The sequence below is a fragment of the Pseudarthrobacter sp. MM222 genome, from assembly GCF_947090775.1.
Taxonomy (GTDB): domain Bacteria; phylum Actinomycetota; class Actinomycetes; order Actinomycetales; family Micrococcaceae; genus Arthrobacter.
Genome location: NZ_OX352321.1, coordinates 1,941,244 through 1,954,444, shown reverse-complemented (window position 1 = coordinate 1,954,444; position 13,201 = coordinate 1,941,244). Strand labels below are relative to the sequence as shown.

Genomic DNA, 13,201 nt, shown 5'->3' with positions numbered 1-13,201 from the left:
GCTGTGTCAGCGCTCCTGGGCAGGTGATGGGGCGGGCAGCGGGCCGAGTTCGGCCGCCCGCGGTGGATTTGCGCCCTGCCGGGAGCAGGTGATTCCGGCGGCGCGGTTGGCGTAGGCGGCGAGGACATGAAGTTGATCCAGGGTCAGGGTCTGCAGCCGATGCCTGCCTCCGGAGCCGAGCGCCCCGAGTTGAGCGAGTCCGGAGATGAGCCCGGCCATGAACGAATCGCCTGCACCCACCGTGTCAGCCACGGTAATGGGTTCGGCTGCCATCTCCACCCGCCCTGCAGCGGAGAGGATGACCGGGCCGTAAGCTCCGCGCGTCAGGGCCACGATGGCCGGCCCCAGGTCCAGCCAGGCCTGCAGTGTTTCATCCGGTGACCGGTCCGGGTAGAGCCACGCGAGGTCCTCGTCGCTGGCCTTGACGATGTCACTCGCGGCGACGAAGCGCTCGGCCTGCCTGCGCGCCGCGGCCGCGTCCGGGCTGATCGCTGGCCGGCAGTTTGGGTCATAACTGATGGTCGCGTGCTCCCGGCCGGCCTCCACCAGGACAAGCGCGGCCTGATTGCCGGGAGGCAGCACGGTGGCGATCGACCCTGCGTGGACGTGGGTGGAAGCTTCGACGGCGGCGAGGGCAGGCAGGGCCCCGCCATTGATTTCCCATGTGATGGCGAAGGTGTACTCGGCGGCACCATCCGGTCCCAGCGTGGCGATTGCCGTTGATGTGGGCGTATTTCCGCCGTTGATCACACTGACGCCGTTCGATGCCAGGTGATCTTCAATTAACAGCCCGTACGGGTCTCCGGCGAAGTGGGTCACCAAGGTGGTCCGCAGGCCCAGGCGCGCCGCCCCCACCGCCACGTTGAGAGGGCTTCCGCCCCGATAGGCCTGGACCGCCGACGGCCGGTGCGGGTCGCTGATGATGTCGACGAGGGATTCGCCGATCACCGTCAGGGCCGTGTCCGGAGCACCGGAGCGGGCTTCGGAGCGGGCTTCGGAGCTGGGTTCAATAGCTGGCATGGCTGCTTCCTTGCAGTATGTGCCCGGTCAGGGCAGGGAAAGGTTCTGTCCGCCGGGCGGCGGCGTGCAGGACAAGCCTGCCGTCGCCCGGCATCACTGACGTGAATCAGCGCCCCGGGTAAACAACGGCCTTCAGCTGACCGGGCTGCTTGCCCGCCTTCAGCGCCGCCTCGGACTCGGACAAATTGAACTTGCCGGTCACCAGGATGTCCAGGTCCACTTTCCCGTCCGCGATCAGCTGGATGGCCAGCGGCCAGGTGTTGGTGTACCGGAAAACACCGGAGAGCCAGATTTCCCGGTTCTGGATAAACGAAACGGGCAGTTCGACGTCGTCCGCTCCGAGTCCCACCAGGATCACCTTTCCGGCGGGCCCCACGGCCTTGATGCCGGAGCGCACAGCCTGCGCGGCGCCGGAGGCGTCGATAAACGCATCCACTTCCAGGCCCTCCACGCTGTCGGTCCGGGCATTCAGGGCGCGGGTCGCACCGTGTTTAAGCGCAAACTCCAGCCGGTCTTCGGCGATGTCGGAGATGTAGATTTCCGTTGCACCGAACGCGCGGGCAGCCTGGGCGGCGATGATGCCGATCGGTCCGGCCCCGGCAATGAGCACCCGGCTGCCCGGCTTGATGCCGGCGCGCTCGCAGGCCCAGAGCCCCACGGAGAGCGGCTCGATGAGGGCTGCTGCCTCGCCGCTGACACTGTCCGGAATGTCGTAGGCAAAGTCGCCCTGGATGGTCACGTATTCGGCGAAGGCGCCGTCGATCGGCGGCGTGGCGTAGAACTCGATGTCCGGGCACAGGTTGTAGCGGCCGGCCTTGCACTGCTTGCATTTGCGGCAGGGACGCTGGGGTTCGACGGCGACCCGCTTGCCGATGCGGGCGGAGTCCACAGCGCTGCCGACGGCGGCGATCCGGCCGGAGAGTTCGTGGCCGAGGATCAGCGGGTGGTCCACGACGTAGTCGCCGATCCGCCCGTGCTCGTAGTAGTGCACGTCGCTGCCGCAAACGCCGACGGCAGCGACCTGCACCAGGACCTGGTCGGCCTCCAGCTGCGGGACGGGCAGGGTTTCCATGGCCATGTCGCCCTGGCGCTTCAGGACGGCGGCCCGCATGGTGGCCGGGAGCTCCGGCCGTCCCAGCGTCTGGGACTGGATGGTAGATGCTGTCATGTGAATCTATCCTCTGGAATCGAAGGGGATTGGAAGGCTATATAACGGCGCCGAGCTACTTGACGGCGCCGAGCGAGAGGCCCTGGACGAGCTTGTCCTGGGCGGCGAATCCGGCCACCAGCACCGGCAGGGAGATGACAACGGCTGCTGCGCAGACTTTCGCGAGGAACAGGCCCTGTCCGGAGACGAACCCGGTGAGGAAGACGGGGGCGGTCCCGGCCACAACCCCGGTGAGTACCCGGGCCAGGAGCAGTTCGTTCCAGCTGAAAATGAAGCAGATCAGGGCGGTCGCAGCGATGCCGGGCATCGCCACGGGGGCCACGACTTTCCGGAGCGTCAGGAGCAGGCCCGCGCCGTCAATCTGGGAAGCCTCCAGCATTTCCACCGGCACTTCGGCGAGGAAGGAGCGCATCATCCACACGGCGATGGGCAGGTTCATCGAGGTGTACATCAGGATCAAGAACCAGATGTTGTCGAGGGCGCCAACGGTTCTGGCGAACAGGTAGAGCGGCAGGATCGCGGCCACCACGGGCATCATTTTCGTGGAGAGGAAGAAGAACATCACGTCGGTCCACTTCTTCACCGGCCGGATGGAAAGGGCATACGCCGCCGGGATGGCCAGCACCAGGACCAGCACGGTGGACAGGATCGACGCGGTGGCGGAGTTAATCAGCGATGGCCAGGGGCTGACCCCGGAACTCTCCCCGAAGAACTCCTTGTACGCGTCCAAGGTGAGGTTGGCGGCGATGGAGGGCGGGTTGGTGGCCGCGTCATTTTCTGAGTGGAACGAGGTGAGGATCATCCAGAGGACGGGAGTGGCGAACAGCAAGGCCAGCAACCATGCCGCGATCCCGGCTGCGGTGTTGTTGCGGGTCGGGTCCATGCGCGACTTGCCTCGGCGTCGTGGTCCGGCATTATTGAGGGCGGTCGGGCCGGGAACTGATGCCTGGGGCTCGGCGGGGGTGAGCGTGCTCATCGAGCTTCCTCCTTCTTGAAGAGCGAGAATACGGTGCGGAGTGCGAAGGTGGCCACGATGATGGTGCCGATGACCACCACGACGCCGGCGGCGGATGCCAGGCCGTATTCGTTGGCGAAGTAGAACGTCTGGTAGATGGCATAGGGCAGGTTCGCCGTGCCCAGGCCGCCCGCGGTAAGGGTGAAGACGGAGTCGAAGTTCTGCACGATGTAGATGGCTCCGAGCAGGCCGCCGAGTTCCAGGTACTGGCGCAGGTGCGGCAGGGTGAGGTGCCGGAAGATGGCCCAGGGTGTGGCCCCGTCCATCTGGGCCGCTTCCACGGTGTCCATGGGACGGGACTGCAGACCCGCGAGCAGGATAAGCATCATGAACGGCGTCCACTGCCAGACGAGCGAGACGATGACGGCCATCATGGGGGCCTGGGACAGCAGGTCCAGCTGGGGCGCCGTGGCGCTGCCGAAGAGGGACCAGAGCCAGGTCAGAATGCCGTTGATCAGCCCATAGGTGGGGTTGAGCAGGGCGTGCTTCCAGATGAGGGCCGCGGCTACCGGCACCACCAGGAATGGGGCGATCAGCAGCGTCCGGGCCAGCCCCCGGCCAATGAACTTCTTGTCCAGGAGCAGTGCCAGGCCGAGGCCGATGACCAGGCTGGCCAGGACCACGGAGACGGTGAGGATGATCGTGGTGAAAATTGCCTGGCGCAGGTCCGGGTCCGTGAGGACCGTGACGTAGTTGTCTAAGCCGGCGAAGGCGGTCTTGTCAGGGCTGAGGCTGTTCCAGTTCAGGAACGAGATGATCAGCGTCACCACGAACGGAAGCTGGGTGACGATAATGAGGAAGATCAGGGCTGGAAGCAGCGGTGCACGCCGTGCCCAGGCCAGGGCGCGTTCCCGCGCTTGCGCGTTCTTGGTAGGTTTGGCGGCCCTGGTCCCTTGGCGGGAGATGCGCGCCGTTGCGGTTGTCATGATGTTCTCCTGCGGTTCGGTTGTTGCTACTTGTACTTATTGCCGACTTTTTGTGCGGCTTCCTGGCCCTTGGCCAGTGCGTCGGCCAGGGTGCCCTGGCCGGCGATCACGGAGCTGACGCCCTGGGAGACGTTGGTGCCCAGGGCAGCGAACTCAGGGATGCCGACAAACTGGATACCGACGGCGGGACGTTCCTGGGCGCCGGGGTTCTTCGGGTCAGCGTTCTCAATGGCGAAGCGTTCGGCCTCGAAGAACGGAGCCGCTTTCTGGAACTCGGCGTTCTCGTAGGTGGAGATGCGCTTGCCCGAGGGAACCTTCGCCCAGCCGAGCTTGGAGGCGACCAGTTTTTCGTATTCGCTCGAACTGGCCCAGGCGATGAACTTTCCAGCAGCGTCCTGCTTCTTCGAGGCCGCCTGCACAGCCCAGGACCAGGTCCACAACCAGCCGGAGGACTTGGTTTCCTTCACTGGGGCCTGGGCGTAACCGATCTTCCCCTTCACAGGTGACGCGTCGGCTTCCAGAGCGCCGGCCGCCGACGTGGCGTCGTACCACATGGCCACTTTGCTTTGGCTCATGTTGTTCAGGCATTCAGTGAAACCGGCCTGGGCGGCGCCTGCTTCGCCGTGCTCGCGGACCAGTTTGGTGTAGAACTCGACTGCGGCGGTGAATTCCGGTGCGTTGACCTGTGCGTTCCAGTCCTTGTCGAACCAGGTTCCGCCGAAGGTGTTGACGACGGTGGTCAGCGGGGCAAAGACCTGACCCCAGCCGGGCTGGCCGCGAAGGCAGATGCCCTTCATGCCGGGCGCAGCGCCGTCGGCCGCGGCCGCGATCGTTGCAACCTCGTCCCAGGTGGGCTTCTCCGGCATGCTCAAGCCCTTGGCATCCAGGATGTCCTTGCGGTACATCAGGAAGGAGGACTCCCCGTAGAACGGTTCGCCGTAGAGCTTGCCGTCCTCGCCGGTGAGGGATGCCGTGTAGGCCGGCAGGATGTCCGCTTGGTTGAACTCGGCATCCTTGGCAACGTTGTCCAGCGGCGCCAGCCAGCCGTTCGCGGAATAGAAGGGAATCTCGTAGTTGGACAACGACGCGACGTCGTACTGCCCGGCCTGGCTGGAGAACTCCTGGCTGATCTTGGCCCGGACGTCGTTCTCGGGAAGGATGGTGTAGTTGACCCTGATGCCGGTCTCCTTGGTGAAGTTGTCCGCGGTGAGCCGCTGCAGATCCTCCATCTGGGGGTTGTTGACCATCAGGACGTTGATGCTGTTCGGGTCTCCTGCGGAATTTCCTCCGCCGGCTCCGGCACAGGCCGAGGCGCTGAGGGCCACGCAGAGGGCGCCCGCCGCCATCGCGGCGGCACGTGTTTTTGCGCGCATGAAAGGACTCCTTTGTTCTTCGGGGGTGCAATGCGGGCTGCAGTCCGACTGCCGTGTCGGGGGTGCGGATCCGCGTGCGGGACGGGGGTTGAATGCCCGCCTGCCGCGCTGGTGTTCCTCAAGATTAGGCCTGTGGGATAGGCCACAACTAGCACGGTGCTTGCGGATTTCTGATACTAATTTTCCTGCGCGGGCGGCATGGCAGGCGCTAACCTAGGGGAAAGCGCTTTGGAGGCCGTCTCCAATGCATAGTCCCGAATGCTGGGGAAATCGATTTGGGCACGGAGGATCGGAGCGAGGGTGCCGCGGCCAGACTGGCCCAGCGGCTCATCGGCATGCGCGCCAACCGGGAGGTCATCCCTGCCGATCCGCGGCATTCCGTGCGTTGGACCGAACATGACTATCCCAGCCCGCTTGCCCGGTGGAACTACCATCCGGAATACGAGATCCACCTGATCCGGAAGGGCACTGGGAAATTCATCGTGGGAGACCACATCGGCACCTTCGAGGCAGGGCATGTGTCGCTGGTTGGTTCCGGGCTCCCCCACGACTGGGTCAGTGACCTTGAGCCCGGCGAAGTGTTGGAGCGGCGTGATGCCGTGGTGCAGTTCGACGGTAAGTGGATCCGGCAGGCGGCTGCCACGGTTCCTGAAATGTCTGAGGTCGAGCCGCTGCTGGAACAGTCGGCGCGCGGCATTGAGTTCCTGGGAAAGTCGGCCGAGTCAGCTGCTGTCGCCATCGAGGCGATGGGCTCCTCTACCGGGCTGGAACGGCTGCATTACATGTTTGAGCTCTTCGCGGTTCTTGCCCGTGCGCCCGAGGGCGAACGGCGCTACCTGGCCGAAGAATGGTTCAGGCCGCAGCTGGACGGCCAGGCGGCGGCCGTGGTCGACATCGTGCTGGAATACGTCTTCGGGAACCACGCTGGCACCGTCAAGATGTCCGAGGCGGCGGCGTTGGTTGGAATGCCGGAACCAACCTTTTCGAAATACTTCAAGCGCGCAACGGGGCAGAACTTCAGCGACCTGGTCCGCAAGCTTCGGCTCGCCCACGCCAGGCGCCTGCTGGAACGCAGCGACAAGGCAATCTCCGACATCTGCTTTGAAGTTGGTTTTTCCAACCTGTCCAATTTCAACCGGCATTTCCGCAACGAGGCCGGCGAGACGCCGCGGCAGTACCGGCAGCGGTTGCAGGGCTGACAACCGGCGAACCGCGCCCGCAACCGAACGCGGCATTGACATGATCCTGTGATCCATGCCATATTCAAGGGGTGAACCTGTCAGACAGCCAGACAGCAGGACAACCTGCCCCAGATGCCGGCGCATCCACTCCGCCTCTGCTCCGCCTTAGCGCCGCCGAAGCCGTCTTCAACGCCCTCCGGACGGACATCGAGTCCGGCAGCGTGGCGGTGGGCGCAAAACTCAGTTCCGAAACCACGCTCGCGCAGCGGTACGGGGTGAGCCGTTCGGTGGTTCGTGAGGCGCTGCGCTCCTGCACGGCACTCGGACTTACCGTGACGAAAACCGGTAAAGGCACGTTCGTGGTCGCCAATCAGGTGGCCAAGGACCTCGTCCTGGGTGCCTACTCGGCCCGGGACCTCACGGAAGCCCGGCCCCACATCGAGGTCCCCGCCGCAGGGCTCGCGGCGCAACGCCGCACTGCCGAGGAACTGGAGAGCCTCCGGGACATCGTGGCCGCCATGGCCGCCGAGGATGATCCCGAGGCCTGGGTCAGCCTCGATTCCAGCTTCCACGCCGCGATCGCCCGCGCCAGCGGCAACAAGGTCTTCGAAAGCGTCGTGGCCGATATCCGCGACGCGATGGCCCATCAGTCCGAAACACTCAACATCGTGGCCGACCGGCAGCTCGCATCCGACGCGGAGCACCAGCGCATCCTGCAGGCCATCGAAGGCGGCGACGCGGCCGCTGCCCGTGCGGCCATGGGCGAGCACCTCCGGGCCGTAGGCCTCGCCCTCGATTCCATCCTCAACTAGTACCCGCAACCCTCCCAAGGACGCCATGCCCTTCCCTGCCCTGACCGAAACCAGCCGTGTCCCGGAGCCCGGCACCCTGCCACAGCATGTCCCCCTCGCGGCCCAGATCCGCGACGGGCTGGTGGAAAGCATCCACTACGGGTCGCTGATCGCCGTCTCCGCGGAAGCCGCGGGCACCAAGACGCTTTTCACCGCGGGAGACCCGCTCTCTGCGTTCTATCCCCGCTCCACCCTCAAGCCCCTGCAGGCTGTTGCCATGGTCCGCGCCGGCCTGGACCTGCCCGCTGACCTGCTGGCCCTCGCCGCCGCGAGCCATTCCGGCGCGGCGATGCACCGCGACGGCGCTGCCCGGATCCTGCAACTCCATGGCCTTCCGGCAGGAGCCCTGGAAAACAGCACCGACCTCCCTTACGGTGTCCGCGAACGCGAGGAATGGCTCCGTGCCGGCGGGACACCCACCCGGCTGGCGCAGAATTGCTCGGGCAAGCACGCCGCCATGGCCGCCACGTGCGTCATCAACGGCTGGTCGGTCCAGGGCTACCTGGACCCCTCGCACCCCTTACAGAAGCTCGTTGCGGAAACCGTCCGCGAGCTCACCGGCGAGGAACCGGCCGGCACCAGCACGGATGGCTGCGGCACCCCGCTCTTCGCCCTCACTCTCCGCGGGATGGCCCGCGCATTCGGCCGTTTGGCCTCGGCGGGACTGCACACCGGTGCTTCCCCGGCCGACGGCGCCGAGGCCGCCGTAGCGGATGCCATCCGCCGCCACCCGGAGATGGTGGGCGGCGAAGAGCGCGACGTCACGGAATTGATGCGCCGGATGCCAGGCCTGCTGGCCAAGGACGGCTTCGAAGGCGTGCAGCTGGTCGGCCTGCCGGACGGCCGCGCTTTTGCAGTGAAGATTTCCGACGGCGGCGACCGCGCACGGATGCCGGTCACCGTCCGCGCCCTGGCGGCGCTCGACGTCGACACCGCGCCCCTGGCGGACCTAGCCACCGGCACCGTCTTCGGCGGGGGCCGCCAGGTGGGCCTGCTGCTGGCCACCGACTTCCCCGCCGCCACTTCCCCCGCCCCCGACACCCTCTGAGGACAGCCATGACCGAACCCGACGCCCGCACGACCTTCCGCTCCGAACACGACCTGCTCGGCGACCGCGACGTCCCCGTCGACGCCTACTGGGGCGTCCACACCCTGCGCGCCGTGGAGAACTTCCCGATCACCGGCCAGCCCCTCTCCTCCAACATGCATCTGGTCCGCGGGCTGGCCGCCGTGAAACTGGCTGCTGCCCGGACCAACCACGAACTCGGGCTCCTGGACGGCGAGCGCGCCCAGGCCATCGAGGACGCCTGCATGGATGTCATGATCGGCAAGTTCAGTGAGCAATTCGTGGTGGACGTCATCCAGGGCGGCGCCGGGACGTCGTCGAACATGAACGCGAACGAGGTCATTGCGAACCGGGCGCTGGAAATCCTGGGCCACCCGAAGGGCGACTATGCCCGGCTGCATCCCAACGACCACGTGAACCTCAGCCAGTCCACCAATGACGTCTATCCCACCGCCGTGAAACTCGGCACCATCTTCGCCGCCCGCGAACTGCTTGAAGCACTCGCGGAACTGGAGGAAGCTTTCGCCGCCAAGGCCATGGAGTTCCGCACCGTCGTGAAAATGGGACGCACGCAGCTCCAGGATGCTGTCCCGATGACCCTGGGCCAGGAGTTCGGTACCTACGCAGTCACCATCGGCGAGGACCGGCTTCGTCTGGCTGAGGCGGACCTGCTGATCCATGAGATCAACCTCGGCGCCACGGCGATCGGCACCGGACTGAACGCTCCCGCGGGCTACGCCGAGGCGGCATGCAGGCACTTGGGGGAAATCACCGGCCTGCCGCTGGTCACCGCCGTGGACCTCATCGAGGCCACGCAGGACGTGGGTGCATTCGTGCACCTCTCCGGCGTGCTCAAGCGCGTCGCCGTGAAGCTCTCCAAAATCTGCAACGACCTCCGGCTGCTCTCGTCGGGACCGCGCGCAGGCTTCGGCGAGATCAACCTGCCGGCCGTGCAGTCCGGTTCCTCCATCATGCCCGGCAAGATCAACCCGGTGATCCCGGAAGTAGTCAGCCAGGTGGCCTACGAAGTCGTCGGCAACGACGTCACCATCACGATGGCCGCCGAAGCCGGACAGCTCCAGCTCAATGCCTTCGAACCGATCATCGTCCACAGCCTCCACAAGAGCATCACCCACCTGGAAGCAGCCTGCCGGACCCTCACTGCCCGCTGTGTCCGGGGCATCACCGCCAACACCGAACACCTCCGCGCCACCGTGGAACAGTCAATTGGCCTCGTCACTGCGCTGAACCCCCACCTTGGCTACGCCACCGCAACAGCCATAGCCCAGGAAGCACTCGCCACCGGAAAAGGTGTTGCCGAGCTGGTCCTGGAACACGGCCTGCTCACCGCCACGCAGCTCCAGGAACTGCTCAGCCCCGAGCGCCTTGCCAACCTGAGCAAATAGACAAAGGAGTCTCATGAACCAGCCTCAACCTGCCAGCATCCAGAAGCAGGCAATTACCGACCACACCATTCCGGCGCACGCCCACGCCTCCGAAACCACCCTCCACGTGGAGGATGAGGGCTATCACAAGGGCCTCAAACCCCGGCAGGTCCAGATGATCGCCATCGGCGGCGCCATCGGCACCGGGCTCTTCATGGGCGCGGGCGGCCGGCTGGCCACTGCCGGACCAGCGCTGGTCCTCAGCTACGCCGTGTGCGGTTTCTTCGCCTTCATGATCCTGCGCGCGCTCGGCGAACTGGTGATGCACCGGCCGTCCTCAGGCTCGTTCGTCTCCTACGCCCGCGAGTTCTTCGGCGAGAAGGCCGCCTTCGTCACCGGCTGGCTGTACTGGCTGAACTGGGCCATGACCGCGATCGTGGACATCACCGCCGTCGCGCTCTATATGAACTTCTTCAAGAAGTACTGGGCCCCAATCGCGGATGTGCCGCAGTGGACCTGGGCCCTCGCCGCCCTGATCCTCGTGCTGGGCCTGAACCTGGTCTCCGTCAAGGTGTTCGGCGAACTGGAATTCTGGTTCGCCCTGATCAAGGTGGTAGCCCTGGTGACCTTCCTGGCGGTGGGCATCTACTTCGTAATCTTCGGAACCCCCGTGGCCGGACAGGAAGTCGGTTTCAGCCTGATCCAGGACCACGCCGGGCTGTTCCCGAACGGCGTGCTGCCGGCCGTTGTGGTGATGCAGGGCGTCGTGTTCGCCTACGCCTCGATCGAGCTCATTGGCACCGCCGCCGGCGAAACCGAAAACCCCGAGAAGATCATGCCGAAGGCCATCAACACGGTGATCGTCCGCATCGCCGTCTTCTATGTCGGCTCCCTGGTCCTGCTTTCCTTGCTTCTGCCGTACACCTCCTACAAGGCCGGCGAAAGCCCCTTCGTGACCTTCTTCGGCTCCATTGGGGTGGAAGGCGTGGACGCGATCATGAACCTCGTAGTCCTCACCGCGGCACTGTCCTCGCTGAACGCCGGCTTGTACTCCACCGGCCGCATCATGCGGTCCATGTCGGTCACGGGCTCGGCTCCCAAGTTCGCCGCACGCATGAACAAGGCCGGCGTACCCTACGGCGGCATTGCGCTCACGGCGGCCGTGGCGGTTCTCGGCGTCGTACTTAATGCGCTGGTACCGGCCGAGGCCTTCGAAATTGTACTGAACGTCGCGTCCCTGGGGATCATCAGCACCTGGGCCATGATCGTTCTGTGCCAGATGCAGCTGCAACGGCTGGCGAGCCGCGGCGAACTGCTGCGGCCCAGCTTCCGGATGCCGGGCTCGCCCGTCACCGGCTGGCTCACACTCGCGTTCCTGCTGGCCGTCCTGGTGCTGATGGCTTTCGACTCGCCGGTGGGCACGTGGACGATCGGCTCGCTGGTGGTTATCATCCCGCTGCTGATGCTCGGCTGGCGCCTCTGCCGGCACCGGATCCTGGAACTGGCGGCGGTGCGGGACGGCTTCACCGGACCGTACCCACTGGTGGCCAACAGGCCGATCCGGGGTGCCGGCGGGGACGAGAGCTAGCCTCCAGCGCCGCACCGCGTCGCCGTCGCGGACGACGGCGGTGCGGCCGGGCGGGTCCCCCGCCTACGATATGACCACACTCTGGAAGTATGGAACCCACCGCGCGACTTCCGAGGCTTTCGGAACCGCCTGCCTGAAGGGAATCCGAACAGATGCCGCAGACCACGAATAACTCCGGCGAAGGCTCTGGCCACCCGGTCCGCTGGGGAATCCTCGGCACAGGCTTCATTGCCGACCTGCAGGCCTCGGACCTGATCGAGCACGGGTTCACCATCCAGGCGGTGGGCTCCCGCAGCGCCGCGTCGGCCACCGGGTTCGCCGCCAAGTTTCACGTCCCCTCGGCCCACGGGAGCTACGAGGACCTCGTGGCAGACCCCGAGGTGGATGTCGTGTACGTCTCGACGCCGCACCCTTTCCACTACGAGAACGCTTTGCTCGCCCTCAACGCGGGCAAACACGTACTCATTGAGAAGCCCTTTGCCATGAACGCCTGGCAGGCCCGGGAAATAGTGGACCTCGCCGAGGCCAAGGGGCTGGTCGCCCTGGAAGCCATGTGGACCCGGTACCTGCCGCACATGGTCCGGATCCGCGAACTGGTCAGGACCGGTGCATTGGGCGACGTCCGGACGATGATTGTGGACCACAACCAGAACCTGCCCAAGGATCCGCTGCACCGGCTGAACGACCCGGCGCTGGGCGGTGGGGCGCTCCTGGACCTGGGCATCTACCCCGTTTCCTTCGCGTTCGATGTGCTGGGGGCGCCCGCGAATATCCGGGCCGTGGCCAGCAGAACGGCCACCGGCGTTGACCGGCAGACCGCGATGATCTTCGAATACAGTGACGGGCAGCAGGCACTCCTGCACTGCGCCCTGGACACGGCCGGGCCGAACCGTGCCTCGATCATCGGCACCGAAGGCAGCATTGCCATCGATTCGGTCTGGTACACGCCGTCGCCCTTCACCCGATACGACGCCGACGGAAACGTCGTCGAGCGCTTCGACGAGCCGGTCACCGGACGCGGGATGCAGTACCAGGCGTGGGAGCTGGAGCGGCTGATCCGCGCCCGCGCCACTGCCAATGACATCCTGTCGGCACGGGAGAGCGTGCGCGTGATGGAGACCATTGACGACGTGCGCCGCCAGATCGGCCTCAGCTACGAAGCTGACCGCACCTAGGCTGTGAATCGCAGCGGGACCGCGGTGGGAGCAACCGCACCCGCTCCGGCTCTCGCGCGAACCTGCCAGGCCGGGGACAATGACACCATGCGGATCCCCTTCGTGCACCTTGCCACCGTGGAAATGAGCGTGAATGACGACGACGGCGCGCCGGGGGCCGCCATCACCTTGGCGCTCTGCGGCAGCTGGGAGCACAGCCCGCCCTGCCCGCTGGCCGCGCACCACACCCAGCCCACCAGGGACGGGAAGACCGTCGACCTCCGGGTGGTCTTCGCGACGGAGCCTGAACACCAGGATGAGGTACGCCGCCGCATAGACGGACTCCGCGGCGGTGCCGCAACCGACCCAGACGGGGTGACCAGCCATTGGGCTCTGCGCGGCAGTAAACCCGGCGTCCTGAGCCAATCCGAAAGGGCGCGGGCCGGAAACTGGTGTTAAAGGGCGGCTGCAACC

General features: G+C 65.9%; 12 protein-coding genes. 7 read left to right on the top strand and 5 right to left on the bottom strand.

All coding sequences use genetic code 11. The annotated features are described in order from the left end of the window. Positions 1 to 6: 6 nt before the first annotated feature. The 5 genes from OM977_RS08850 to OM977_RS08830 form a co-directional block, all read right to left on the bottom strand. Complete coding sequence (locus tag OM977_RS08850) at positions 7 to 1,020, bottom strand: carbohydrate kinase family protein (RefSeq protein ID WP_264357111.1); 1,014 nt, start codon at positions 1,018 to 1,020, stop codon at positions 7 to 9. Positions 1,021 to 1,126: 106 nt separating this feature from the next. Further along, positions 1,127 to 2,188 carry an NAD(P)-dependent alcohol dehydrogenase gene (locus OM977_RS08845; RefSeq protein WP_264357110.1) on the bottom strand — a complete coding sequence of 354 codons (1,062 nt, stop codon included), beginning with the start codon at positions 2,186 to 2,188 and terminating at the stop codon, positions 1,127 to 1,129. 55 nt (positions 2,189 to 2,243) lie between these two features. Next, positions 2,244 to 3,164 carry a carbohydrate ABC transporter permease gene (locus tag OM977_RS08840; protein ID WP_264357109.1) on the bottom strand — a complete coding sequence of 307 codons (921 nt, stop codon included), beginning with the start codon at positions 3,162 to 3,164 and terminating at the stop codon, positions 2,244 to 2,246. Next, complete coding sequence (locus OM977_RS08835; RefSeq protein WP_264357108.1) at positions 3,161 to 4,129, bottom strand: carbohydrate ABC transporter permease; 969 nt, start codon at positions 4,127 to 4,129, stop codon at positions 3,161 to 3,163. The genes OM977_RS08840 and OM977_RS08835 overlap by 4 nt, the downstream gene beginning before the upstream one ends. 26 nt (positions 4,130 to 4,155) lie before the next feature. Further along, entirely contained in the window at positions 4,156 to 5,502 is a 1,347-nt protein-coding gene (locus OM977_RS08830) for an ABC transporter substrate-binding protein (RefSeq protein WP_264357107.1), read from the bottom strand. Positions 5,503 to 5,777: 275 nt separating this feature from the next. Between OM977_RS08830 and OM977_RS08825 the strand changes: the two genes are divergently transcribed. The 7 genes from OM977_RS08825 to OM977_RS08795 all read left to right on the top strand — a co-directional run bounded on the left by OM977_RS08825 (position 5,778) and on the right by OM977_RS08795 (position 13,186). Then, the gene (locus OM977_RS08825) at positions 5,778 to 6,701 is read left to right on the top strand and encodes an AraC family transcriptional regulator (protein WP_264357106.1); all 924 of its coding nucleotides are present in this window, start codon (positions 5,778 to 5,780) and stop codon (positions 6,699 to 6,701) included. A gap of 71 nt (positions 6,702 to 6,772) precedes the next feature. Then, positions 6,773 to 7,495, top strand: coding sequence for a FadR/GntR family transcriptional regulator (locus OM977_RS08820; protein WP_264357105.1), 723 nt, complete (start codon positions 6,773 to 6,775; stop codon positions 7,493 to 7,495). 25 nt (positions 7,496 to 7,520) lie between these two features. Further along, positions 7,521 to 8,582 carry an asparaginase gene (locus OM977_RS08815; RefSeq protein ID WP_264357104.1) on the top strand — a complete coding sequence of 354 codons (1,062 nt, stop codon included), beginning with the start codon at positions 7,521 to 7,523 and terminating at the stop codon, positions 8,580 to 8,582. Positions 8,583 to 8,590: 8 nt separating this feature from the next. Next, a complete protein-coding gene (locus tag OM977_RS08810; RefSeq protein WP_264357103.1) occupies positions 8,591 to 10,006 on the top strand; it encodes an aspartate ammonia-lyase in 1,416 nt (471 codons plus the stop codon). Positions 10,007 to 10,019: 13 nt separating this feature from the next. Then, positions 10,020 to 11,573, top strand: a complete 1,554-nt coding sequence (locus OM977_RS08805; protein WP_264357102.1) for an amino acid permease — start codon at positions 10,020 to 10,022, stop codon at positions 11,571 to 11,573. 152 nt (positions 11,574 to 11,725) lie between these two features. After that, positions 11,726 to 12,748 carry a Gfo/Idh/MocA family protein gene (locus OM977_RS08800; RefSeq protein ID WP_264357101.1) on the top strand — a complete coding sequence of 341 codons (1,023 nt, stop codon included), beginning with the start codon at positions 11,726 to 11,728 and terminating at the stop codon, positions 12,746 to 12,748. 87 nt (positions 12,749 to 12,835) lie between these two features. After that, the gene (locus OM977_RS08795; protein WP_264357100.1) at positions 12,836 to 13,186 is read left to right on the top strand and encodes a hypothetical protein; all 351 of its coding nucleotides are present in this window, start codon (positions 12,836 to 12,838) and stop codon (positions 13,184 to 13,186) included. Positions 13,187 to 13,201: the final 15 nt, after the last annotated feature.

Coding starts and splice junctions, on each gene's coding strand:
- OM977_RS08800 (WP_264357101.1), top strand. CDS start 11,726: ATGCCGCAGACCACGAATAACTCCGGCGAAGGCTCTGGCCACCCGGTC.
- OM977_RS08840 (WP_264357109.1), bottom strand. CDS start 3,164: ATGAGCACGCTCACCCCCGCCGAGCCCCAGGCATCAGTTCCCGGCCCG.
- OM977_RS08850 (WP_264357111.1), bottom strand. CDS start 1,020: ATGCCAGCTATTGAACCCAGCTCCGAAGCCCGCTCCGAAGCCCGCTCC.
- OM977_RS08815 (WP_264357104.1), top strand. CDS start 7,521: ATGCCCTTCCCTGCCCTGACCGAAACCAGCCGTGTCCCGGAGCCCGGC.
- OM977_RS08810 (WP_264357103.1), top strand. CDS start 8,591: ATGACCGAACCCGACGCCCGCACGACCTTCCGCTCCGAACACGACCTG.
- OM977_RS08805 (WP_264357102.1), top strand. CDS start 10,020: ATGAACCAGCCTCAACCTGCCAGCATCCAGAAGCAGGCAATTACCGAC.
- OM977_RS08845 (WP_264357110.1), bottom strand. CDS start 2,188: ATGACAGCATCTACCATCCAGTCCCAGACGCTGGGACGGCCGGAGCTC.
- OM977_RS08795 (WP_264357100.1), top strand. CDS start 12,836: ATGCGGATCCCCTTCGTGCACCTTGCCACCGTGGAAATGAGCGTGAAT.
- OM977_RS08830 (WP_264357107.1), bottom strand. CDS start 5,502: ATGCGCGCAAAAACACGTGCCGCCGCGATGGCGGCGGGCGCCCTCTGC.
- OM977_RS08835 (WP_264357108.1), bottom strand. CDS start 4,129: ATGACAACCGCAACGGCGCGCATCTCCCGCCAAGGGACCAGGGCCGCC.